Origin of the sequence: Limnospira platensis NIES-39 (assembly GCF_026000695.1) — a bacterium.
Lineage (GTDB): Bacteria > Cyanobacteriota > Cyanobacteriia > Cyanobacteriales > Microcoleaceae > Limnospira > Limnospira platensis.
On the sequence record NZ_AP026945.1, the window covers coordinates 6,494,859 to 6,517,349 of the forward strand.

General features: G+C 41.9%; 18 protein-coding genes. 8 read left to right on the plus strand and 10 right to left on the minus strand.

The genetic code is table 11. The annotated features are described in order from the left end of the window. Nucleotides 1-8: 8 nt before the first annotated feature. From N39L_RS31930 to N39L_RS31940, 3 genes are all read left to right on the plus strand, one after another. On the plus strand, nucleotides 9-5,384 hold the full coding sequence (locus tag N39L_RS31930) for a trifunctional serine/threonine-protein kinase/ATP-binding protein/sensor histidine kinase (RefSeq protein WP_043468755.1): 5,376 nt from the start codon (nucleotides 9-11) through the stop codon (nucleotides 5,382-5,384). Nucleotides 5,385-5,469: 85 nt separating this feature from the next. Next, nucleotides 5,470-6,132 (plus strand): DUF305 domain-containing protein, encoded by a 663-nt coding sequence (locus tag N39L_RS31935; protein ID WP_231852050.1) that lies wholly within the window; start codon nucleotides 5,470-5,472, stop codon nucleotides 6,130-6,132. Nucleotides 6,133-6,284: 152 nt separating this feature from the next. Beyond that, complete coding sequence (locus N39L_RS31940) at nucleotides 6,285-6,800, plus strand: hypothetical protein (protein ID WP_006619667.1); 516 nt, start codon at nucleotides 6,285-6,287, stop codon at nucleotides 6,798-6,800. Nucleotides 6,801-6,926: 126 nt separating this feature from the next. On the opposite strand, the gene N39L_RS31945 is transcribed toward N39L_RS31940, so the two are convergent. Genes N39L_RS31945 through N39L_RS31965 form a run of 5 tightly spaced genes read right to left on the minus strand, consistent with a single transcriptional unit; the run spans nucleotide 6,927 to nucleotide 13,838 of the window. After that, nucleotides 6,927-7,406 (minus strand): hypothetical protein, encoded by a 480-nt coding sequence (locus N39L_RS31945; protein ID WP_006619668.1) that lies wholly within the window; start codon nucleotides 7,404-7,406, stop codon nucleotides 6,927-6,929. Nucleotides 7,407-7,432: 26 nt separating this feature from the next. Next, nucleotides 7,433-7,969: a membrane protein insertion efficiency factor YidD gene (yidD, locus tag N39L_RS31950; protein ID WP_006619669.1), complete on the minus strand. Its 537-nt coding sequence runs from the start codon at nucleotides 7,967-7,969 to the stop codon at nucleotides 7,433-7,435. A gap of 24 nt (nucleotides 7,970-7,993) precedes the next feature. After that, nucleotides 7,994-11,299 carry a tubulin-like doman-containing protein gene (locus N39L_RS31955; protein ID WP_014277440.1) on the minus strand — a complete coding sequence of 1,102 codons (3,306 nt, stop codon included), beginning with the start codon at nucleotides 11,297-11,299 and terminating at the stop codon, nucleotides 7,994-7,996. 20 nt (nucleotides 11,300-11,319) lie between these two features. Continuing rightward, nucleotides 11,320-12,216 (minus strand): vWA domain-containing protein, encoded by an 897-nt coding sequence (locus N39L_RS31960; protein ID WP_014277441.1) that lies wholly within the window; start codon nucleotides 12,214-12,216, stop codon nucleotides 11,320-11,322. Nucleotides 12,217-12,233: 17 nt separating this feature from the next. Further along, entirely contained in the window at nucleotides 12,234-13,838 is a 1,605-nt protein-coding gene (locus N39L_RS31965; RefSeq protein ID WP_006619672.1) for an ABC transporter substrate-binding protein, read from the minus strand. Nucleotides 13,839-14,574: 736 nt separating this feature from the next. Between N39L_RS31965 and N39L_RS31970 the strand changes: the two genes are divergently transcribed. Further along, entirely contained in the window at nucleotides 14,575-15,342 is a 768-nt protein-coding gene (locus N39L_RS31970; protein ID WP_043468757.1) for a helix-turn-helix domain-containing protein, read from the plus strand. A 42-nt stretch (nucleotides 15,343-15,384) separates the two neighbouring features. On the opposite strand, the gene N39L_RS31975 is transcribed toward N39L_RS31970, so the two are convergent. From N39L_RS31975 to N39L_RS31985, 3 genes are all read right to left on the minus strand, one after another. Then, on the minus strand, nucleotides 15,385-16,287 hold the full coding sequence (locus tag N39L_RS31975) for a DMT family transporter (RefSeq protein ID WP_006619674.1): 903 nt from the start codon (nucleotides 16,285-16,287) through the stop codon (nucleotides 15,385-15,387). Beyond that, nucleotides 16,284-17,630 carry a TldD/PmbA family protein gene (locus N39L_RS31980; protein WP_014277444.1) on the minus strand — a complete coding sequence of 449 codons (1,347 nt, stop codon included), beginning with the start codon at nucleotides 17,628-17,630 and terminating at the stop codon, nucleotides 16,284-16,286. Before N39L_RS31980 ends, N39L_RS31975 begins: the two co-directional genes overlap by 4 nt. Nucleotides 17,631-17,763: 133 nt before the next feature. Further along, nucleotides 17,764-19,236, minus strand: a complete 1,473-nt coding sequence (locus tag N39L_RS31985) for a TldD/PmbA family protein (RefSeq protein ID WP_014277445.1) — start codon at nucleotides 19,234-19,236, stop codon at nucleotides 17,764-17,766. Between the two features lie 268 nt (nucleotides 19,237-19,504). Between N39L_RS31985 and clpS the strand changes: the two genes are divergently transcribed. Next, nucleotides 19,505-19,786 (plus strand): ATP-dependent Clp protease adapter ClpS, encoded by a 282-nt coding sequence (gene clpS / locus N39L_RS31990; protein WP_006619677.1) that lies wholly within the window; start codon nucleotides 19,505-19,507, stop codon nucleotides 19,784-19,786. Between the two features lie 57 nt (nucleotides 19,787-19,843). Continuing rightward, nucleotides 19,844-20,707 (plus strand): CPBP family intramembrane glutamic endopeptidase, encoded by an 864-nt coding sequence (locus N39L_RS31995; protein WP_014277447.1) that lies wholly within the window; start codon nucleotides 19,844-19,846, stop codon nucleotides 20,705-20,707. Here the strand turns inward: N39L_RS31995 and N39L_RS32000 are convergent. Further along, nucleotides 20,679-20,912, minus strand: a complete 234-nt coding sequence (locus tag N39L_RS32000; protein ID WP_006619679.1) for a 2Fe-2S iron-sulfur cluster-binding protein — start codon at nucleotides 20,910-20,912, stop codon at nucleotides 20,679-20,681. The two genes, N39L_RS31995 and N39L_RS32000, sit on opposite strands and share 29 nt — an antisense overlap. Nucleotides 20,913-20,960: 48 nt before the next feature. Continuing rightward, entirely contained in the window at nucleotides 20,961-21,377 is a 417-nt protein-coding gene (locus N39L_RS32005) for a secondary thiamine-phosphate synthase enzyme YjbQ (RefSeq protein WP_006619680.1), read from the minus strand. A 247-nt stretch (nucleotides 21,378-21,624) separates the two neighbouring features. On the opposite strand from N39L_RS32005, the gene N39L_RS32010 reads away from it, so the two are divergent. Together N39L_RS32010 and N39L_RS32015 are read left to right on the plus strand one after the other, a co-directional pair. Next, complete coding sequence (locus N39L_RS32010; RefSeq protein WP_014277449.1) at nucleotides 21,625-21,867, plus strand: hypothetical protein; 243 nt, start codon at nucleotides 21,625-21,627, stop codon at nucleotides 21,865-21,867. A 23-nt stretch (nucleotides 21,868-21,890) separates the two neighbouring features. After that, complete coding sequence (locus N39L_RS32015; protein WP_014277450.1) at nucleotides 21,891-22,478, plus strand: PAS domain-containing protein; 588 nt, start codon at nucleotides 21,891-21,893, stop codon at nucleotides 22,476-22,478. Nucleotides 22,479-22,491: the final 13 nt, after the last annotated feature.

Consider the following 22,491-nt stretch of genomic DNA (forward strand, 5'->3'; position numbering starts at 1 on the left):
GTTACGCCATGATTATGACTCTTCCCTTGTACAACTTTGGCGAAATTATCTATCAAGGAACCCGCACCATAGTGTATAAAGGCACTAGGACCAGTGATCACCAAGGGGTAATCATCAAAGTTTTACGGAATCCCCATCCGAATTTTAATGAATTGGCACAGTTTCGCAATCAATATACACTTGCAAAAAATCTGGAACTTTCAGGAATTGTCAAACCTTTATCTTTAGAAAATTATGGGAATAGTTATGCCTTAGTGATGCCCTATGAAGGACATATTTCTCTGAATCAGTGGCAACCCAAAAAACTATTAATTCCTGACTTTTTAGCTATAGGTTTACAACTAGCAGACATTTTACACGGATTATATCGACAAAGGGTAATTCACAAAGATATTAAACCCGCAAATATCCTAATTCATCCTGAAACCAAAGAAGTTAAACTGATTGACTTTAGCTTGGCTTCATTATTGCCAAAAGAAAATCAGACTATCCAAAATCCTAATATTTTAGAAGGAACTTTAGCTTATTTATCCCCGGAACAAACTGGCAGGATGAATCGTGGCATTGACTACCGCAGTGATTTATATTCTCTGGGAATAACTTTCTATCAATTACTGGCGGGAGAGTTGCCTTTTAATGTTGATGATCCGATGGAATTAGTCTATTGTCATTTGGCGAAAATGCCAACTCCATTGCATGAGGTTAACCCTGATGTGCCGAAGGTTTTATCTGATATCGTAGCCAAATTAATGGCAAAAAATGCTGAGGATCGTTATCAGAGTGCTTTGGGACTTAAACATGATTTAGAAAATTGTTGGCAACAGTGGCAAAAAACTGGTAATATTTGCGAGTTTGAAATCGCTGCTGGTGACTTGAGCGATCGCTTTTTAATTCCGGAAAAACTCTATGGTAGAGAAAACGAAATTGAGGAATTATTAGCAGCCTTTGATAGGGTAGCGAATGGGGCATCAGAAATTATGTTAGTGGCGGGTTTTTCGGGGATTGGTAAAACCGCCGTAGTCCATGAAGTCCACAAACCGATTACCCGTCAGCAAGGCTATTTTATTCAGGGTAAATTTGACCAATTAAATCATCATATTCCTTTGTCGGGCTTTGTGCAAGCCTTAAGGGATTTAATCGGGCAATTTTTGTCAGAATCAGACTCAGATATTGACCAATGGAAAGCTAATATTTTAGCAGCTTTAGGAGGTAGCGGACAAGTTTTAATTGAGGTAATTCCTGAACTGGAAAAAATCATCGGCCCTCAACCTGCTGTCCCGGAATTATCAGGAACTGCTGCCCAAAATCGGTTTAATTTACTATTCCAAAAATTTATCTCGGTCTTGACTACTTATGAGCATCCACTGGTGATATTTTTAGATGATTTACAGTGGGCAGATTTGGCTTCTCTGGAGTTAATGAAGCTATTAATCGAAGAAAAGACCTATCTACTGTTATTGGGTGCTTATCGGGATAATGAAGTCTCTCCTGTGCATCCTTTTATGTTAACAGTAGAAGAACTGAAAAAACTGGGTAAAACGGTTAATACGATTACTTTAACTCCCCTGGCGTTTGAGGATAGTAATCAGTTGGTGGCGGATACTTTAGCTTGTACGGTTGAACTAGCTTATCGAATCACGGAATTAATTAATCGTAAAACCAAAGGAAATCCGTTTTTTATCACCCAGTTTCTCAAGGCATTATATGAGGATAAATGTATTAAATTTAATCTCCAAAAACGCTACTGGGAATGTGATATGGCTAGAGTTAATTCCCTATCTATCACCGATGATGTAGTTGAGTTTATGGCGATACAGTTGCAGAAATTACCGGCAGAAACTCAGGAAGTTTTACAGTTAGCTGCTTGTCTGGGAAATAAGTTTAATTTGGATACATTAGCAATTGTTTGTGAAAAATCACCAACCCAAGTAGCGATCGCTTTATGGAAAGCCCTATTATACGGGTTAATCATCCCAGAAACTCAGGTTTATAAATTCTATATGGGTGAGAATGAAACGGAGTTAAACAGTAGTCAGACTGAAAACGTACAATACAAATTTTTGCATGATCGGGTTCAACAGGCTGCTTATTCACTAATTCCTGAACAGCAAAAACAGACTACTCATTACCGCATAGGACAACTATTGCTGAAACAAATTCCTATTGAGTCTAGGGAAGATTATATTTTTGAACTCATCAGTAAACTCAACTATGGTACAGCTTTAATTACTACCCAAAAAGAACGAGACGAGTTAGCGCAAATGAACCTGATCGCCTGTCGAAAAGCTAAAGCAGCTACCGCCTATACAGCAGGTTTGGATTATGCTGAAACCGGGTTAAATTTACTCGGAGAAAACCCTGGAAAGCGACAATATAAAATCACCCTAGAATTTTATAATTTGGGGGCTGAATTAGCAGCTTTATCTGGTGATTTTGAGACCATGAACCATTTCATTAATCAGGTGATATCTCAGGTAGATAGTTGGGTAGACAAGGTAGATATTTACCGGATTAATATTCAAGCCCATGTATCTCAAAACAAACTAAGTGAAGCGATTGCTATTGGTCAAGAATTACTGGGAAGTTTGGGTGTCAATTACCCAGCAAATCCCACAGAAAACGATATCCAACAAGTCATTGCAGAAGTCCTAGAACTAATTGGCGATCGCGATATTGACGACTTAGTTAACCTACCCTTAATGACAGATATAGAAAAAATCGCTATTTTGCAGATAGCCAATAGTATAATTCCCGTCGCTGCTATCTCTCAATCTCCCTTATTTCCCGTGTTTATTTCTTTAGGAGTTAAGCTATCAATTGAATATGGCAATACATCAGCTTCCGCCTTTAGCTATAGCTGCTATGGTATTATTTGTTGTAATCTCTTACAAGATATAGATAGAGGTTTGAAGTTTGGTCAATTGGCGCTAACATTAGTGAAAAAATTAGACCTCAAAACCGCAAAACCAGAAGTTACTCATGTAGTATGTTTATTTATTTTACACAGAAAAAACCATCTTAAAACCGTAGTTTATCTTCTACAAGACAGCTATAAAGAAGCCTTAGAAATTGGCAATCATGAACAAGCTGGATATTGCGCTCAAACCTTTTGCCTCAACTCATTTTGGGGTGGTGAAACTCTAGTCACCTTGGAAAAGCAGTCATCTGGATACTATCACGCTTTACAACGATTGAATCAAATAACCACTGCCAATTACTGTGGAATTTATTGGCAGTCTACTTTAAATTTATTGGGGTTAGCAGTCAACCCTCACATTTTATCGGGTGAAGCGATGGAAGAAACAGAAATTTTGCCTCGCATTACTGATAGTCATGATGTGCTGGGATTGTATATATTTTATCTATATAAAATGATGCTTTCCTATTTATTTGCAGAACTCAAATTAGCTGAAACTTATGCAATTGAGGCTAAAAAATATTTAATTGGTGGTGCTGGTATGATTAGCATTCCCGGATTTTATTTCTATGATTCCCTCACGGCTTTAGGCATTTATGCTCCCGAACATGAACAGAAATCAGAATTGTGGCAGCGTGTAGAAGAGAATGAACAGCATTTAGGTCACTGGGCATATTATGCACCAATGAATCATCAGCATAAGCTGGATTTAATCGAGGCGGAAAAATGTCGAGTTTTAGATAAAAAAGTTGAGGCTATAAATTTATATGACCAGGCAATTTTAGGAGCCAAAAAACACGAATTTATCCAAGAGGAGGCTTTAGCTAATGAACTGGCGGCTAAGTTTTACCTGAATTGGGGTAAAGAAAAGCTGGCAATGGTTTATATGCAGGAAGCCTATTATTGTTATGCGCGGTGGGGTGCAAAAGCTAAAACTGATCAGCTAGAAAATGCCTATCCTAACTTGCTACAACCGATTTTAGAAGCCATGGGCTCTAATTTAAATCCTATGGCGACTTTAGCAACTGTGGTTACTCCGAGTATTTCAACTCACACATCTACATCTAGTAATCGTTCCTCGGCTTCGAGCATTAATAATTTGCTGGATTTTTCAGCTATTTTAAAGGCGGCTCAGGCTATCTCTAGCACGATTCAATTAGAGGAACTTTTGCAGCAACTGACTAAGATTATTTTGCAAAATTCTGGGGGTTCGCGCTGTGCTTTAATTTTGCCGGACGCTGATGGAAATTGGCTAGTGCGATCGCTTGCTACTCCCCGAAATACGGAACTTTGTGGGGAACTTTTGAGCGAAACTACTAAGGTCCCAGTCAAACTGATTAATTATGTGAAAAATACTAATAAAGTAGTAGTTATCGATGATATGCAAACGGATTTACCTGTAATTGATAAGTATTTACAGGGACGAAAACCTAAGAGTATGTTATGTTTACCGATTTTAAATCAGGGTAATTTGGTGGGAATTGTCAGCCTAGAAAATCGTCGGATCAGTGGTGTATTTACGAGCGATCGCCTAGTGGTTGTGAACTTGCTTTGCACTCAGGCGGCTATTTCCCTAGAAAATGCTCGTTTATATCAACAGTCCCAAGATTATGTCGAACAAATTAAACAGTCGCAACTGCAATTAATTCAAGGTGAAAAAATGTCAGCCTTGGGGAATTTAATTGCTGGCGTAGCTCACGAAATTAATAATCCCGTCGGCTTTATTCATGGTAATATTAACGAGGCGATTAAATCCGTGCAGTCTCTGAGTGAATATCTGCAACTATATCAGGAAAGGTTTGTTGATCCAGGGGCGGAAATTGTCGCTAAATATGAGGAATTAGAGATTGAGTATCACTTAGAAGATTTACCCAAAATGTTGGAATCGATGAAACTGGGGTGCGATCGCATTAAAGATATTAGCACCAGTTTAAGGATTTTTTCCAGAGCGGATCTAGATCATCAAGTTTCCTGCGATATTCACCAAGGTATTGATAGCACTCTGTTAATTCTCAAACATCGCCTCAAGGCTAATCAACATCGACCCGCTATTGATATCGTCAAAAACTATGGCAATTTACCTCAAATCAAGTGTTTTCCCGGTCAAATCAACCAAGTTTTTATGAATATTTTGGCTAATGCGATCGATGTTTTAGATGAAGTCGCCATGACTTCAACCTTTGAGAGTCTCAAAATCAATCATCAAATTATTACTATTTCTACCCAGGTTTTACCTGAGAAAAATTCCGTAGAGATTCGGATTGGAGATAATGGTTCCGGAATGCCAGAGGCACTAAAGTCCCAAATTTTTGATTATTTATTTACCACTAAAGGAGTAGGAAAAGGTACGGGTTTGGGATTAGCGATCGCTCGTCAAATTGTGGTTAATAAGCATCAAGGAAGTTTAGAGGTAGAGTCCGAAATCGGTCAAGGTTCCGAATTCCGCATCTGTCTACCGATTGATTAGGTAAACATTTGCTATGGTATCTATGCCTTGACTCTCCTGTTGACTAGAGAGTCTATAATTGGGGGGTAGTTTAAGATAGTTATCGGTGAGAAAGTTCATGAATGCGAATTTCCGAAAATCAACCTGGAGTTTGATAGCCATATTGGGATTAATTGCGGGTTGTGATTCCGTACCTCCGTCCATAGAGGAACCCATAGAGATCACTGGTGAAACCGTACCAACCATGGATCATGGAGGTATGGATCATGCTGATATGGATTTAGGGCCAGCAGATGAAAACTACGACCTACGCTTTATTGATGCGATGATTCCTCATCATGAAGGTGCAATTATTATGGCACAGGAAGTTTTAGGGAAATCAGAAAGACCGGAATTGCAAAATTTAGCAGTAGAAATAATTCAAGCTCAAGCCACAGAAATTGCCCAAATGAGGGAGTGGCGACAAGCCTGGTATCCAGACGCACCAGATACACCAATGGCATGGGATAATCAAATGAATCACATGATAGAAATGTCTCCGCAACAAATTAGTGCTATGCGGATGGATATGGATTTAGGCGAAGCAGATGATGAATTTGATCGGCGTTTTCTCCAAGCCATGATTCCCCATCATGAAGGTGCTTTAGTGATGGCTAAAGATTTACAAGAAAAATCCGATCGCCCAGAAATGCAATCTTTAGCGGAAGACATTTTGACCTCACAGGAGGCAGAAATTGACCAAATGGAAGCATGGCTAAAGGAATGGTAACATCAATTGAATCTAATTTAAGGCTGGGGGGTCAGGGACAGGGTAGCAATCTATAGCCCATTAAACTATCTGTAGGCGATCGCGCTGAGATATGGTATTCTCCAGTTATTTCGGAAATTCCCTTAATAACCATCCCTTCCCAGAGGATATCAATGAAACGGAAACACTATTATCTACCGGGAATGATTATGTTGCTCGGTACTACGCTCCTAGGGACAGCCTTAGCGCGGGATTTAACTGACCAACAAAGAACAGTTGTCTGTAAACTCAGAGATGTGGTTGAGGAGGCGGGAAGAGACGGTTTCGAGTTAGCATTCTGGCCGGTAATTGGCAAAGGACCAGCCAGAGTTAGCGCACCGTTAACCCTCAGACTTGATCCTTCTATTGAGTATCTTTTTGTCGGCTACTGCGATGAAAATTGCGCCGATGTGGAGTTACGAGTTAAAACTATGAGTGGGGAGGTGCTGGAATTTGACGAAGATTTAGTCTCAGTTGTTTCCTTTGAACCTCCATTTGAGGATGACTACGAACTATCCCTAAGAATGACTGATTGTAGTGCTGAGGATGGTTGCGTTTTTGGCATGGGTATCCTAGCTCCTCGTGGTGTGAGTGTTCCTCATTCTTCAAACCTACCTAGAGAATTAGCTCAATTCCAATTGTGTGATTAATTTACCCCGTGCCTGAATTGCGCCCGGAGATAAAATCCGGGCTTTTACAGTATTTTGCGTCAGAAACCTGGTTGATTCCCTCCATTAGAAAGGGCAAGTTTCTCAAGTGTCGGAGCAGCATAAGAATTAGGATTGATCTGGGGCGATCGCCCATCCCATAAATGCCCAAAACAAAGATAATCCAAAAAACCATAATTGAACCAGCCATAGTATCAATTGTCCAAACCAATTCTTGGCTTCTCCTACCACCCTGTAGACATAAAAACCCCAAACTCCAGAAGCGCCAACTTTCGATTGCAAAAAAGCGTCGGCAACCTGTTCTGGATTGTTGTGTCTTGCCGAGAGTGCATCAACTAATTCATAGTAACCCAAAATTGAGCTAAATAGGTATAAAAATACCGACATGGCTAACACCATAATGATAGTATTAGTCTGACCAAAATGGCGACGTTGATAACCGCAAGCAAAACCAATTACACCAAATATTCCCGTATTAATCCATGCCACTAACTCACGAGGAATTGAAAAGGAACTCAGGAGCATTTTTAGTAAAATTGCTACACCTAATCCCAAAGCAAACACAAATAAACTTTGCACAAATTTCATAATTTTTAACCCTTTAGATATAATCTTTAACCACAATCACAATCAGGCTCGCAATCAGGCTCGCAACCCAAATCGTCGCAGTCAGGGATACATTCATCAAGACATCCTCCTGGAGAACAGCTACAATTCCATTGGCTATTATTCTGCTCGCGGCGGCGTTTTTCTTCTAAGGTTTCTGCACGCAGGATAATTTTGGCAGTTTTACAATTTACGAACCGTTGACGAGATAGAGAAATAGCCGATCGCAAATCTTGTTCAATCAGCATATTTTTGACATATTGTGAACAAGAATCACCACCATATAAAACCCGATGAGAGCAGCAAAAACCCTTATGGGGAGACAAATATTTTTGATAACCCCGAATTAAAGCCACTCCAGTTTGTTTCGTCATCTGTTCTAAAGTCTGACTGGTTGCCATCACAATAGGATGACTATATTGAGACAGATGCTCTAAAGTATCGCCAACGGAGTTAACTAGAGAATAGAGTAAACCTTTGCCGGTACGAATCAATCCTCGGAAAATAGCAATACGCCATCTGTAGGAATAGGATAAAGTTTTCATGATTGACTACCTTATAATAATTTTTTAGGACATATTATTGCCACAATTAGAGCAAAACTTATCACTGATAGACATGGAATAACCACACTTATTGCAGTATTTTATACCAGTATTTGCCATGACATTTCCTAGCATTTTGTTTTGGTTATCTTCCGGTTCAGTCGTGAATCCCAGATGAGGTGCGGTGATGACTGGAGGAGGAGTTGAAGGACTGTTTACAGTGCCGAGTTTATGGTTAATGATAAATTCGAGAATGATGTTTTTTTCCCGGAGATACATGGTTTCCTCATCATTATTCCGAAACTCAGTTTTGAGCCGTTCAGCTAAGAAATCTTGCAGTTGTTTGCCCAGTTGTTGTTTTTGGGATTCTGTTTCGGCTTGGTCGAGTAATTCATTAAGCTGTCGTTCGACTTCTTGTCTGTCTTCTCGACAATCAGGTAATTGCAGAACTTGCACTGTATCTTCCCAATTGGCTGCTACAGTTACTTTATCTTCACCCAATTCAGTCATGATGCGGTAACGAATCACATCTTGTTTGGTTGTTTTGTTGATTTCCTGACGCAAAATCTCAAAAGCACGGGCAATTAAAACTAACTGTTCAATGGTGGGGTCGGGGCGATGAAAATCCCAAAACACCATATCTTTTTGAATGTGGACGGGAGTGGGTAATTCATTGTCACTTTTCAAACCTTTGAGAATAGCACGTTCAGCTTTAATTCGTTTGTTTCGCCATTGTTGGTAGGCTTTGCGAAGATTCTCAGTTCCAGCAATAGCTCGCAAAGAAAATCCCCCTATTTCGTGAGTTGCTACAATTTTGTGCCGTTCTCGGTTGCTCAAGGGTGCGATCGCCTTTAGTCCTACAAAAAACTTCTTGAGCAGAGGAACTTGTTGTTGTGCTGCGGTTTCGGAGGTCTTTTCTCCTCCAATAATTCCCGCAAGACGACCTTCTTGGGGCGTAAATCCTCCCTCTTGAGGAATGGTTTTATCTAAACGAATTAAGGGTTTAGACAAGTTAAATAAACGTTGAATCTCTCGTTGTCGATCTTGGGTTCCCGGGTACAGTCGCATAAAACGGGTGCAAGCATCCATTTCGGTGTACAGTTTACTGTTGGCGGGTGCTTCCTGAATTTTCCGTCGGGTGAATTGTTCAACTACATCCTCAAACTGGGGATATTGAAGCTCATCAATGCGAGCCACATCCAGAAGATGAAATTCTTGTTGACCATAGGCAGATTGAGTCCAGAATTTGCTGTTTTGGCTGGCGGCTTTTATATCTTGGGTGAGTTGACTAAAAAGGATATCCTGTCCCTGAGACTTGTTAATAAAATCATCGTAAAGTTCTTTCAACTCCCGTCGTTCAAACAGTTTAAGTCCAACTAATTCCAACTGTTCTATGTAATTCTCAGATGAAGCGATCAAGTCACGATACTTACTTTCTGAACCTGAAATTCGCCCAGTCCATCGGTCAACTTCATTTTCAACCTCTTGAATGACATCAAGAAAGCGGTTTTGAATGTTAACAGCCATCAGACGAGACTGGCGTTGTAATGTGGCTTGATAACTTTTTTCAATTCCTCCAATCGCTTGATCGCACCATTCTTTCATTTTATTTTCCTTGGTTGCCATCCAGCGATCGCTAAATTCATCAATTTGAGAACTCCCTTGGTTGTATTCTGCCCAAGCAGCTTTTTCAAGACTTTCCCAAGTTTTTTCAGCTTCCCGTTGCAATTTTTCAATTTCTGTTTGTAAGCTGGTTCGCATTTGCTCCAGGAGTGCCTTGATAGCGCGAGCCCCTTGGCTCTTATCTTCTAAATAGTCGTAGATTCTTTCTTTAAAAGTTCGTGCTGTTTCCTGAAACAGTTTTTCCCCATTGTCCTGCATTCTTTGAAGGAAGTCACCGCGTCTTCTTTGGTCATCTCGGAGATGATCTAAGCGATATTCTTCAACAGTTGGGTTAAGATAACGGCTCACAAATTCCAAGATTTTACCCGTTTCTTTGCCAAAAGGATTGGGAAGTTGAGCAGTACATTTTAATCGTTGTTCGACGTTGATATTATTCTCTAGTTGCTTAATCCATTGTTGGATAACGACTTCATAACGCTTACCCTCTTGATTAAGTAAAATCTCATTCAGCAGTTCTTTACTAGACAACTTTAACTCTTTGAGTTCTGCTTCTGCCTCTTGTTGAACATCACTAGGAAGTTGAACATTTGCATTAAGCCACCACTGATATAAGTCAGCGGCTAACTTGACAGCAAGGGCTTTCCGAATGGCGTGAACTGGAATCTCAATACTAGCAATGCCAAAACTAAAAAAGTTGAGAGAGTAACTCCGACCAATCGGGTCTTGTTGAGGATTTGTGGGTTGATCTACTTCATTATTAGCGGACTTGCTGACATTATCTCGCACAGTTATTTTATAACTAGCAAAGTCAGAAGCTAACGTCATAAAAATCTGTTGAGCCATCATTTCATGGATCGTGGCTATTTTTAACTCTCTCAATTCGTTGCGGGTTCCAGTTAAATACAGAAAGTCATAGGGAGTCTTCTTGCTGATTATTCTAGTATCTTTATCATACTTAACGTTATAAGTATTCTTGGGATCAGAAAAATAATTTAATTCCATGAGAGCAGCATAACCATTTTCCTTAGTTCTAATGTCTGCATCAATTCCTGCAAAACCATCAGGAGTGGGTATAATCGCTATGGTATGTAATTGCGTTTCTCCTTGAAACCAATCTCGCAAGCAATAACCTAAATCAATCAGCATTCCACTCCCAGTTCCACCAGATATCGAACCGACAACAAAAATGTTGAGTTCATTTTGGACGATTATAACGTCATTATCAATCGTTAGCTGATCATCTTGAGGTATTCTACCTTTAGCTTCTTGACACTTATTTTGAATCTCTTTGTGGTTATAAAAAAAAGCAAAACGACCGCAGGCTCTAATCTGACCTGCGCCTTTTTGCGATACTAACTGTTCAGTAGTTAATTCAGGAGGAAGCCAGTCATGATACCACGAGTTGGTGGTGGCATTGTTTTTGATATCGTCAGCATTTTTATCACTGACACAAGCCCAGAATTTTTCATTCTCTTCCAGCGGAGGGCCAGCCATTTCTGGATTTTTTACTTTATAGTTTTGATCGGTATCGATATGCAAAAAAGACACAACAGGCAATTTTTCTAAACTACCGTAGCATTCCACAATCAAGCGACGAACACGAGTCATCGCTTCTAAGCCTGTTCCACCAACACCAATAATTAAAGTTGGCACAATTGTATTTTCTTGAATATTATTATTGTCTTGTCCTACATTTGCATTAACCATGATTTACTCCTTTTTAACAATTAACAAGATTGAAACGGATTAAATAATCCTGATGCGATCAGATAGATGGGAGTGGCTATTGTCCAAAATATGGCATTATAAACGGAAACTTTACTGGCATAATCAATCCTAATTCGGAGGGCTTGATTAAAAAACCTTTCTAAAGGTAAAAGCATCATCCACATGAATGAGATAAATGCCAAGCCATAAAACAAAGGTACTAACGGATTCGCATTAAACCGCTCAAATACTTCCTCGGAAAGCAACTCGGTGATGCTACTAGGACTGACTTCTAAGGCCATACCACCCGTTTGGTTTGCCCATTGATTAATTTCGGCAGTCAGAGGTTGACCGACGATCAAAAAATTTAACCTGACGTTATGAGCTTGGACTTGCTCAATTATCTCGGGATTGATATTAAATACACCATCGGTAATCACCAACATTTCTGTACAGAGTGTCGGCTGGGTTTTAAGTGTAGATAAACCATTTTCTACAGCCAAATTCATGTTGGTTCCTCCACCAATGCGGTTAACCAGGGAAGGTTGAACAACTTGATTGATTGCTCTGGTAATTTCTTGAGGATCACTAGAGAATCCATTCGTAATCGGAACAACAGAACTAGCAAACCCTGAAACGGATATCAGATTAGGTTGAGATAGTCGAGCATTGCGAGTTGCATAGGCTTGGACTGCCTCAATTTCCTGAGCCATAATTGTTCCCGGCTTGTTAAAATTTGCTAGGGAACTTTGATAAGTGCTACCACTGAGATCGACGGCTAAATGAACGGCAACTAAACGGGAAAACCAACCTAATTGACCAGCCAGGAGAGCCAGGACTAGACAGATGGCTAAACAGGCTGCGGAAATCTGAAATACGGCATAACGCCAAACTGGTTGGGGTGTATATAAAGGCATCGGTTTAGGTGTCCTCCTTACTTAATAGGTTGAAAGGAAAATTGCGTGCCTCTAGGAGCATTTCTTCCTCCTTTCACTGCCTGGACTAGAATGGGATCACCTTGACGATCGCCTGTGGATTCAAACTGAAGTAAATTACCGGAAGTATCAGCATTAGATAAGCTAATATTTCTGAGATTTTGTAAAACGCTGGAACGAGATGCTTGCTCGGATAAAGCGTTAATCATTGCTTGAGTTGCATCAAAACTCATGGCAGTGCGCCAATTAACCTGTCCTAACCATCGTCTTTCTGCAGCTTCGGCATATTTCCCGTCGGCAAACCAAGGAACGGCTAAAATTAATCCTTCCACTGCGTTGCTACCCGATGTTAAAGTGTTGGGATTATATAGGGCATCTCCTCCTAATAATTTCATTTGGTTGTTGTTGGCAACCGCTAGGGCGATCGCTACTGAAATATAGGCAGTATTTGGAAATAAAACCAGACCCTCAACTTGCCCTTGTAAGTTTTGAATTTCTCGCTGGGGATCAAGTTGTTCATTGCTCAAATCAATGGTTTTGACAACTCGTCCTCCGAATTGCTGAAAGGCTTGGGAAAAAGCTGTTTCTAGGCTTTTGCTGTAGCTACTATTGGGATTATAAAATATGGCTACATTGTCGATTTCCAGAGTATACCAAGCATAATCAGCCAGTTTTTGACCGTTGATGGCATCAGAAGGTAAGGTTCTGAAAAAACTGTTTCCCGATAAAGCGGTACTGGTACTCGTCGGCGAGATCATCGGTATACCTGCTTGTTCGTATTCAGCTAAACCTGCTTGAGTGGCATCACTGGAATTATGTCCGATTACACCTAATAAATTGGGATCGCTTGCCAATCTTTTTGCCACTTCTGTGGCTCGTTGCGGATCGTTACTATCATTAGCGACAATGACTTCTAGTAACCTTCCATTTAACCCACCCGCTTGGTTAAATCTGGTTTGAGCATCTGCAACTCCTCTTAACATTTCTTCGGCGGAACTGGCGGCAGTGTCAATAGGAACAACAGCCCCAATTAGGAAAGGAGAACCAGCTAAACGTGCTTTAGCATTATTCAGATAAATTTGATGTTCAGGAGAGTTGCGATCGCCGTTTACAGCCTTCTCAAAATCTTGTACTGCTTGGCTATACTGTCCGTTTCTAAAGGCTTTAATGCCACGTTCGCTATCGGGATTTTCTCTGCCCACAAATAAGCGATTTTCTCCACTACTATAGCGCTCTATATCTATAGTTTGTGTAGTAGGTGGTGTTATAGGTGTTGTAGTCGGTGTACGAGTTGGTCTAGGAGGTGGTTCAACTGCCACTGTTACACAGGAAAATCCCTGTTTTTGTTGACCTGTCGGACAAGACTTAAATAGACCAGAAATCCCATATCCTATCCCACCTAATAAAACTAAAATTACGGCAGCAGCCCCAACTTTAGACCAAGGAATTGGTGGGCCGTTTGAACTACCGCCTCCCGCATAGTTTCGGGGACGACCGCACTCCACACATTTCTCTATTCCTGCCGCATTTTCATACAGTTTATGCTTCTTATATTTAGGTGGGGCACCCTCACATTCCCAAGGGGTATTTGGATCGTCAGCCATTGCCATTATCCTTATCCTGGTTTGGTAAAGTTATTGGTAAAGCCATTGATTTAGTTGACTGTTGCAGTCAACTAATCTCCTCAATTAACTATTGTAACTGCTAGATTTGGGTGATTACAGTAGTAGTAAAATCACAAATATCTAATTCACAATTACCATCTAAAATGGCTGAATTGCAAATTTATAGCACTGATGATTTTGGAAAAAATTGTGAACTCAGTGAGCTAAACCTCTATCCTCAATGATATCACCATAATTGATGACTGTCATTATTGAGTTGTAATTAAAAAGTATTTTTAAAGTAATTAAAAGGTATTGTTAAGGTAATTTTGATTCAGAATTTAAGATCTAATTAATAATTAGAACCTCCTCTATGGTTACTCTCAAGGTTTACAGATATTGACGGTTAAGGGTAAAATGGTATAAAATATTACAAATTGGCGAGGCGATCGCAACTGATAGTTCCAATATTTTGAGTGAGAAGGTACTTGTACCACTGGATATAAAGAAGCATAAAGTTTTGTAACTAATTGTATCAGATACAGGGGAACTCAGGGAATCGCGGATGATGTAGTCCTCAGAAATATGTAAAATTGACTTAGCTGGTTAAGTAGGTGTGCATCGATCGATGTTTAATCCCAAAACTGCTAGTTAACACTTTTAGCCCTAATGATTGTTATTTTATGAATACCTACTTGCATCCATCGAAATTACTATCGCTCTGACATTAAATTTTATGAAAGTTGATGAAGCACTAGAACTGGTTGAAGCCGTCCTTGACTATCGCTGTTTGAATAAAATTCAAGAAACAGTATTTCGTCAAACTTGGGACGGTAAGTCTTATCAAGAAATTGCTGCGAACACAGGTTATGAACCGGACTATGTTAAAGATGTAGGGGCAAAACTCTGGAAACTTTTATCAGAGGCTTTTGGAGAAAAAATAAAGAAAGATACATTAAAATCTGTACTCAAAAAATATTTACATAATTCTCAAATTAATATCCAAAGACAATTGGTAATTGAGTTAAACCTTAATGGGGCAGATTTAAGCGGTTTAAATTTGAGTAGTTCTCGTTTGGTCGCCAATTTAATATCATCGAATATTGATGATATTTACTTAAAAAACAAAAATCATAAATCGCCTATTGAAGCTGTCTCTGAAAAGAAATATAAATGGCATGAAATTAGCTTCGCTAGACCTGAGAAGGCAGAATTAGCTGAAATATTATATAGATTAGGTATTGCTTTTATTGCTGATGCTAAATTGTGGGAAAGCGACCAAGTAAATTTAGTCAATTATGGGATAGATTTTTTAATATTTTTTCAAAGTAAATCTGGGGTTTTAAATTTTAAATCAGATGAGGATACCAAGCCATCAATGGATTATCAAAAATTAATAGATAGTGGCAAAATCAATTATTATGCAGAATATGATTTGATGGTATATGCTGAAAAATTAGAGGAAGTCGTTCATAATTTTCTAGCGACACTAGCCGGAAGTTAATGCTCATTACCCCCTGTTTCTCCATTGGAAAGGGCAAGTTTCTCAAGCTAAAAATAACATCGCCACGCCGAAAATGGCGACTAATGCGCCCAAAATCGCCCGCCAACTGACACGATCGCCCATTGCTATAGCGATCGGCAATACAAACAGCGGACTGGTAGAAGTCAGAGTTTGAGCAATTCCGGCGGCGGTAAATTTGAGGGCAGTTTGCTGCAACCAAATCCCCAAATAAGTCCCGAAAAATGTCGCCACCATAATGATTCCCAACACGCGCCGGGACTGCAAAGGCTTGAGTAAAGCGGCGGGGGATAACCGCTGAATTGGCAGGGCTAAAACCAGCACCCCCACGCCGCCCACAATTCGCAGCAGGGTACTCCACAGGGGACTGATGCCGCTTTGGGTGAGTGCCAAATGGGATAAAATCGCTCCGGTGGACTGGGATAAAGCCGCAATACTGCCAAACACCAAGCCCCGCGTTAGTCTTAGGGGCATTCCCACGGTTTCCGCCGCCCTTTCGGTAATTACCCAAGCGATACCCAACACGGTCAAAAAAATTCCCCCCCACGCTGTCGGGGAGAGTCTTTCCCCCAAAAATATGAAGGCAATTAATGCGGTCAGGGGAGGGGCGAGGGTTTCTAACAGCAACGCCCGCCGGGGACCCAGACAATTAAGGGTCGTAAAAAAGGCGGTGTCTCCGATACCTATACCGATGATGCCACTGAGGGGAAGCAAGCCGAATACCCAGGGGGAAAATTCGGGCAATTCACCCCCCGACTGGAGGGTGATGGTGAGCAATAATAGACCGATCGCAATTCCGCCTTTAATCAGATTCAAACCCAAGGGAGGAATTTGGGTGCCGACATTAGCATAAATGACTGATGCGATCGCCCAAAATAACGCCGCCACTAGAGCCGAAATTTCCCCCGGAAATTGGGTAAATATCATCCTTCCCCGGTAATCGATAATCCTTCCACCCAAACCCGAGGAGAAACGCCGCCATCTGTGAGTTTAACTTCTGATTCCACACAGACAATAGACTTGAGTAGTTGTTTAATATCTCCAGCCACCGTAGCCGACTCAATACTAATGCGATCGCCTCCTTTAATCATCCAACCATCAAAGGGTAAAGAAAACGAGCCTTGTAGAGACTGTACTCCCGAATGGAGGGCGTGCAACTCATCAATCCAGATCACATTATCAGCCGTATCAATGTTGTAAGATCCGCCATTTTCAGCACTTCCCGGAGCCACACAAAAGAAATTCGGACTCACCGACACTTTCGCCCCCATATTACCATTCCCAGTAGGTTGAGCATTCAGGCGGCGGGCGGTAATCGAACTATGGAGAAAGTTAGTTAATACACCTTCCTTAATTAGCGGCACTTCTCCCGTCGGTGTTCCCTCACTATCAAAGGTAGTCGCTGCGATATTTTTATGGTGCAATTCGTAATCACTAACCGATAACATCGGAGAAGCGATCGCCGTCCCAATTGATTCCACAGTAGACAAACTCTGGCGGTCTAACACACTCTGGGCATTAAAAATATTAGAAAACGCCGCCAACATACTCAGAAAAGCCTCTGGGGAAAACATCACTAAATAGCGCCCCGATGTCATCTTTTCATAATTCAGATGACTGATAGTTTTCGCCGTGGTTTCCTGTAAGCATCCCTCAATATCCAACTGTTCCAAACTGCGACCCAAACGGTAAGCACCCGCACTGCGAGGCTTTTTACCATCTTCTTCCGTTTTGCTATATAGATAAATCGAGGCATAAGAAAGATGTTCTTGTCGTAAAGCCCCCTCACTGTTCACATAAAACCGGACTAAATCCCGTTGTGACAACCCATTATAGGGAACTCCCACAATTGCCGGATGGCTATTTAATAACTTTTGTTCCGCCTCCAGTAAAGTTTCTAACAGCGTATCCATAGGGGCAGCTTCCGCAGTGCGATCGCCCATTTCTTGTATCGGAGAAGTAGCCAAAGGACTAAAATCGGGGATATGTTCTTTCGCCCCAAAGTTACTAGCTTCCGATGCCGTTTGCAAAGCCAACTCCAAACCCTTGGGAGTCGTGTCATTAGTAGAAGTCACCCCCAAAGAGCGATCGCCATTCCACACCCTCACCATAATACTAGAACGATGGGAGGCTTTCACCTGTTTAGGAACCCCTTGATTAACTTGAGCGCTACTCGATTCTACCGTCGCACCAAACACATCAAATTTTTTGATTCCCAATTTACTCGCCGAATCTTTAACTTGGCTAATCAAACTGTCAGTATTCATCATCTATCTAATTAATCGCTGCTTTGTTGTAATTACTGTTTCACCAAAGAACTCAGAGTTAAATTCCCAGAACCTTATCGAGGCGGGTTAAGGGAAGATCTAAAATTGATCACACCCGAAAACCCGACCCCGCCATTTATCTTCCTCCCACAGTAATACCATCAACCTTAATATGAGGTTGTCCGACCGTCACATAGACGCTACCGCTGACCGAACCGCAGAACCCCGCCGCCAGTCCGATATCTTGGGAAGACATAGAAATATTGTTCATAATTTCCGTAGCGTAACCGATTAAAGTTGCACCTTTGAGAGGCTTAGTAAGTTTACCATTTTCGATGAGATAAGCCTCCTCCACCGCAAAGTTAAACTTTCCGGTATCGCCGACACTACCGCCACCCATTTTTTTACAGTACAAACCGCGATCGACTGATGCAAATAGGTCATCAACAGAATAGTTACCAGGCGCAATATAAGTATTACGCATCCGGCTGGCTGGTGAATATGTGTAGTTTTGGCGGCGACCGCTTCCGGTTCTGGGATTTCCTGTGCGTCTTTCACCAGCGCGATCGCACAGAAAATTTTTCAGGATACCATTTTCAATTAATAGAGTACGCTGGGCAGGCATTCCCTCATCATCCATATCGATAGTGCCAAATGCCTGCTCCGACAGACCCTCATCCCAAGCCGTCAGATTTTCGTGGGCAATTTTCTCACCCTTCTTATCAGCAAAAGGAGTTGTTTTTGTTTCAATAGCGGTAGTTTCCAGTAAATGCCCACAGGCTTCGTGGAAAATCACCCCACCGAAGCGGTTAGCCATCACCACCGGATAATAGCCAGACTCCACATAATCCGCATAAAGCATTTTACCCGCAGATTCTGCCATATCTTCCGCATCAGTTTCATAGTCCCAACTTCGCAACCCATCCGGGCGACTGGTACTACCGCCACGTTTACTGATCGAACAGCGATGTTCGCCATCTGCACATAGGATAAACGAAACCTGAGATTGAGTCAATCGCACATCCCGGGCAAAAGTGCCATCACTAGCGGCCACCAGAACCTCTTGCCAATCTCGGAAATAGGACGCGCGCCGAGATTGAACGTGGTTAGCCTTTTTGAGTAGTTGGGCGTTAGCTGCTAATAGGATATCCCCCATCTCTTGCATCGAACTACATTCAGCCAGCCAGCCTTCTTTGCCCTTAGAGGTCGCGTAATCCCGCAATAGTTCCAAATTGACCGAAGGAACGAATCCCACCGCTCCAGGAAGCTGTAAACCCATGATAGACAAGGCTTTTTCTAGGGCTGTACGCAAGCCGCTAAAGGATAAATCATTGGTACTCACATAACAATCTGCATTCCCCTTAAAGACCCGAATACCCGCCCCTAAAGATAGACTGGGGGAAACCCCCGTAATGCCGTCATCTTCAGCCAAGCAACTGATCACATTATTGCGCTCTAGGAAAAATTCTACCAGGTCAGCCCCAGCAGCGCGTCCCAAGCCTAGGAGGGTAGACAGGGGTGCTTCCCAACTGTCATCAAAGCGGTCTAATAGGGGGGAGTAGGTCAGGTTAGGGAGTTCTTTGGTTAGGAGTAATGTACTGTTCTGCATGAATGATGGTTTTGAGTTATCTATCTGTCTTATTATTAACCATTCTAGTTGTGACTGGTCAGTTGTGGCTTCTGGGTTGCACTTAATGGGAGGGGCTTGTTAAGCTATTGGTTAGCAGCGCCTCGCTAAGTTATTGTCAACTTGATCAGGAATTGGGCTGAGTCTAGCCAGCCTTCAATAGCCTGATGGTCTGATTATGGCTTTGGTCTGCTTTGGTATCGATAAATTCCCCTATCACTGTACCTTTGTAAACGGAGGAGATGGTTCTGTGTCAACCCAAACCGTAGAAAAGACTTCTACAAATCGAAAGTTAGCGCCACGCTATCGGGTTCTGCTCCATAATGATGACCATAACCCCATGGAGTATGTGGTGCAGGTACTTATGAGTACCGTTCCCGGCCTGACTCAACCCCAAGCTGTTAGTATTATGATGGAGGCTCACACTAATGGGTTGGCTTTGGTGATTACCTGCGCCCTCGAACACGCTGAGTTTTATTGTGAAACTTTAAAAAATCATGGCTTGACCAGTACCATAGAGCCTGACGAATAGTGGTAGACTGCTCTGATGGAGCATGATTTCAACTGCAACGCGCGATCGCTTGTTTAATTGTTTAATCTATCTAACCTAGTCCGCCGCCCTGTCCCGGTTCGGTTGGGGCTGTTTGTGATTCTATTGCTGCTAATTTGGCTTCCCCTGGCTATTCCTATTTATTGGCTAGGGGGCGACCCCAATTGGGTGAGTATCATTACCTTAGTTTTGCTATATTGCCAGTTTTTGGTATTACTGCAATGGTGGGGAAAATCCGTTTATGGTCAGCCTCGAATGTGGCGGGTTTGTGGTCTCGAAATTAGTCGCCACAGCGGTGAGGGTTTGTTAATTGGTTTAGGTTTGGGTTGGGTTGGGGTTCTGGGAATATTTGCGATCGCCACTTGGTTGGGCTGGCTAAGGTGGGAACCTTTCCCCGCTAATTTCCCGATCATTCTCATGGAGAGTTTATTGGTATCTTTGGGGATAGGCTTTGCTGAGGAATTGTTGTTTAGAGGTTGGTTACTAGAGGAACTACGGCGGGATTATTCCCCGGTAAAATCTCTGTGGGTGAGTAGTGTTATATTCGCCCTACTCCACTTTATCAAACCTTGGGAAGAAATTGTGCGAACCTGGTTACAATTTCCCGGTTTATTGCTATTAGGGATAATTTTAGTTTGGGCAAAAGATGCCACTCGCACCCCTAATAATCCTCACGGTTCTTTGGGATTAGCTATCGGCTTACACGGCGGTTTAGTTGGTGCTTATTATATCATAAATGTGGGGGAATTAACCACTAATTTAGGAACAGTTCCCCCCTGGTTAACTGGCATTGATGGCAACCCCTTAGCCGGCTTATTAGGGTTACTGGGTTTAGGGGCGATCGCCATCATTATCCGACAGCTTAACCCCCCTTCTACCAAGCCGGATCACAATAGAGATTAATAGTCATTTTTTCCTTTCCCGCTGGTACCGAACTAATACAAGAGCAGATAATTTCTCCATCATCTAATTCCACCTCGCAGGCATGACACGAACCCATTAAACACCCCGTCGGGATTGAAACTCCCGCCCGATTAGCCACTTCTAATATAGGTTCTCCTGGTTCAGCTTCCACAGTCACCTTATCAGGCAAAAATTCAATTTTCATAGTCGCTCTCCATTATGATTTAACAGTTGTTAATTAATCAGATATTGACTAATTTCCCGTAATATGAACCACCAGTTCTCGATAGGAGCCACGGCGGCGATGTTCCCACAGATATAGCCCTTGCCAAGTTCCTAATACTAGCCGTCCTTGGGAGATGGGGATTTGTTCAGATGTATTAGTTAAAACACTACGAATATGGGCAGGCATATCGTCGGGTCCTTCCGCGCTGTGGATGTAGTAATCTCCTTCTGGCACTAATTTAGATAGGAAATTTTCCAGGTCTTCTAACACATCAGGATCTGCATTTTCCTGGATAATGAGACTAGCAGAAGTATGGCGGATAAAAACCGTACAAAGACCCGTTTGGATCTGAGATTTTTCCACAGCTTCCTGAATATAACGGGTAATTTTAGCCAGAGATTTCCCCTGGGTCTTAATTTTCAGAAAGTGTTGATACTGATTCATCAAATCCTCTCCATATTGACATCCTCCCCAGTCTAAAGGGGCGGGGATTCCTAGTAAGTAAGGGTTCCTACGGGCGACTATTTCCAGCAGGTTATTTGTGAACCCGTCCCTACAATTCACGGACGGACCAATGGAGCTTTCCGCCCCAAAACCCGCAACACAAAAAGCAAGTTTAGCCAAATGTCCCCCGGTGGAAAACTTGAATTTTCCGCCTTAATTTTCGCCTTGTGGCTGGGGAGACGATCTAGTGTCCCAGTTTAACCTCGACTATGTTAATCTTGAACTTATGTTACAGCCTATAGCTAGATTATATCGTGGCATCACTATCAATCAAGCCGAAAAGGTCGCTCAGAGGGGAATTATCAGGTTATTCTTGGCATTTACCGCCTCTGACCCACCCTACAGGGCTACCTACTATGGATCAACCCTAACCGCTAAAGAGTGCGTCAGTCAATGTTTCTTCCAACTCCACCCAACCCCGATCCGTTAGTCCTTACCCTTAGTGTTAGCGCCATGATTAGTATGGTCGCCAGTTTAACCTTAGTTAGATGGCGAAAACCCGAAAGCCCCGAAAGAAGAGACACTATCAAGCGATCGCCGTCTTTCCTACAGCAGATGGGTTGTATTGTAATTGTACTATCTTTAGAGGGCAAGATTGTCGAGTGGAATCATGCCGCCGAGGAAATTTCCGGCTATCGACGCGAAGAAGTCATAGATCGCAATTATTGGATGCTATGTTTACCAGAATCAGTGCGTGATGGGATTAAATTCCGCTATCTCGAAGCGATCGCCACGCAACAGCCAGTTCATGTGCATCATATCCTATTGGGTAGTGACCGACGACAACAGCAAGTTCATTTCAAAATAGTTCCTTGGCGTAATTATTGCGGGGATATTTTAGGTGCGATCGTCACCGGGGAAGCCGTAGCCTGTAGTCCAGATGGTTCATGTCAGGAAGAATTAGAATGTGAACGACTACAAAAATTGATATCCTACCTTCCCCTACCCATCGCCATGTTTGATACAGAAATGCGATACCTGGCTTATTCAGAGGGATGGATTCAGCATTTAAAGCCCCAGATGTACTCATTAATCGGTTGAAGTCATTATGATG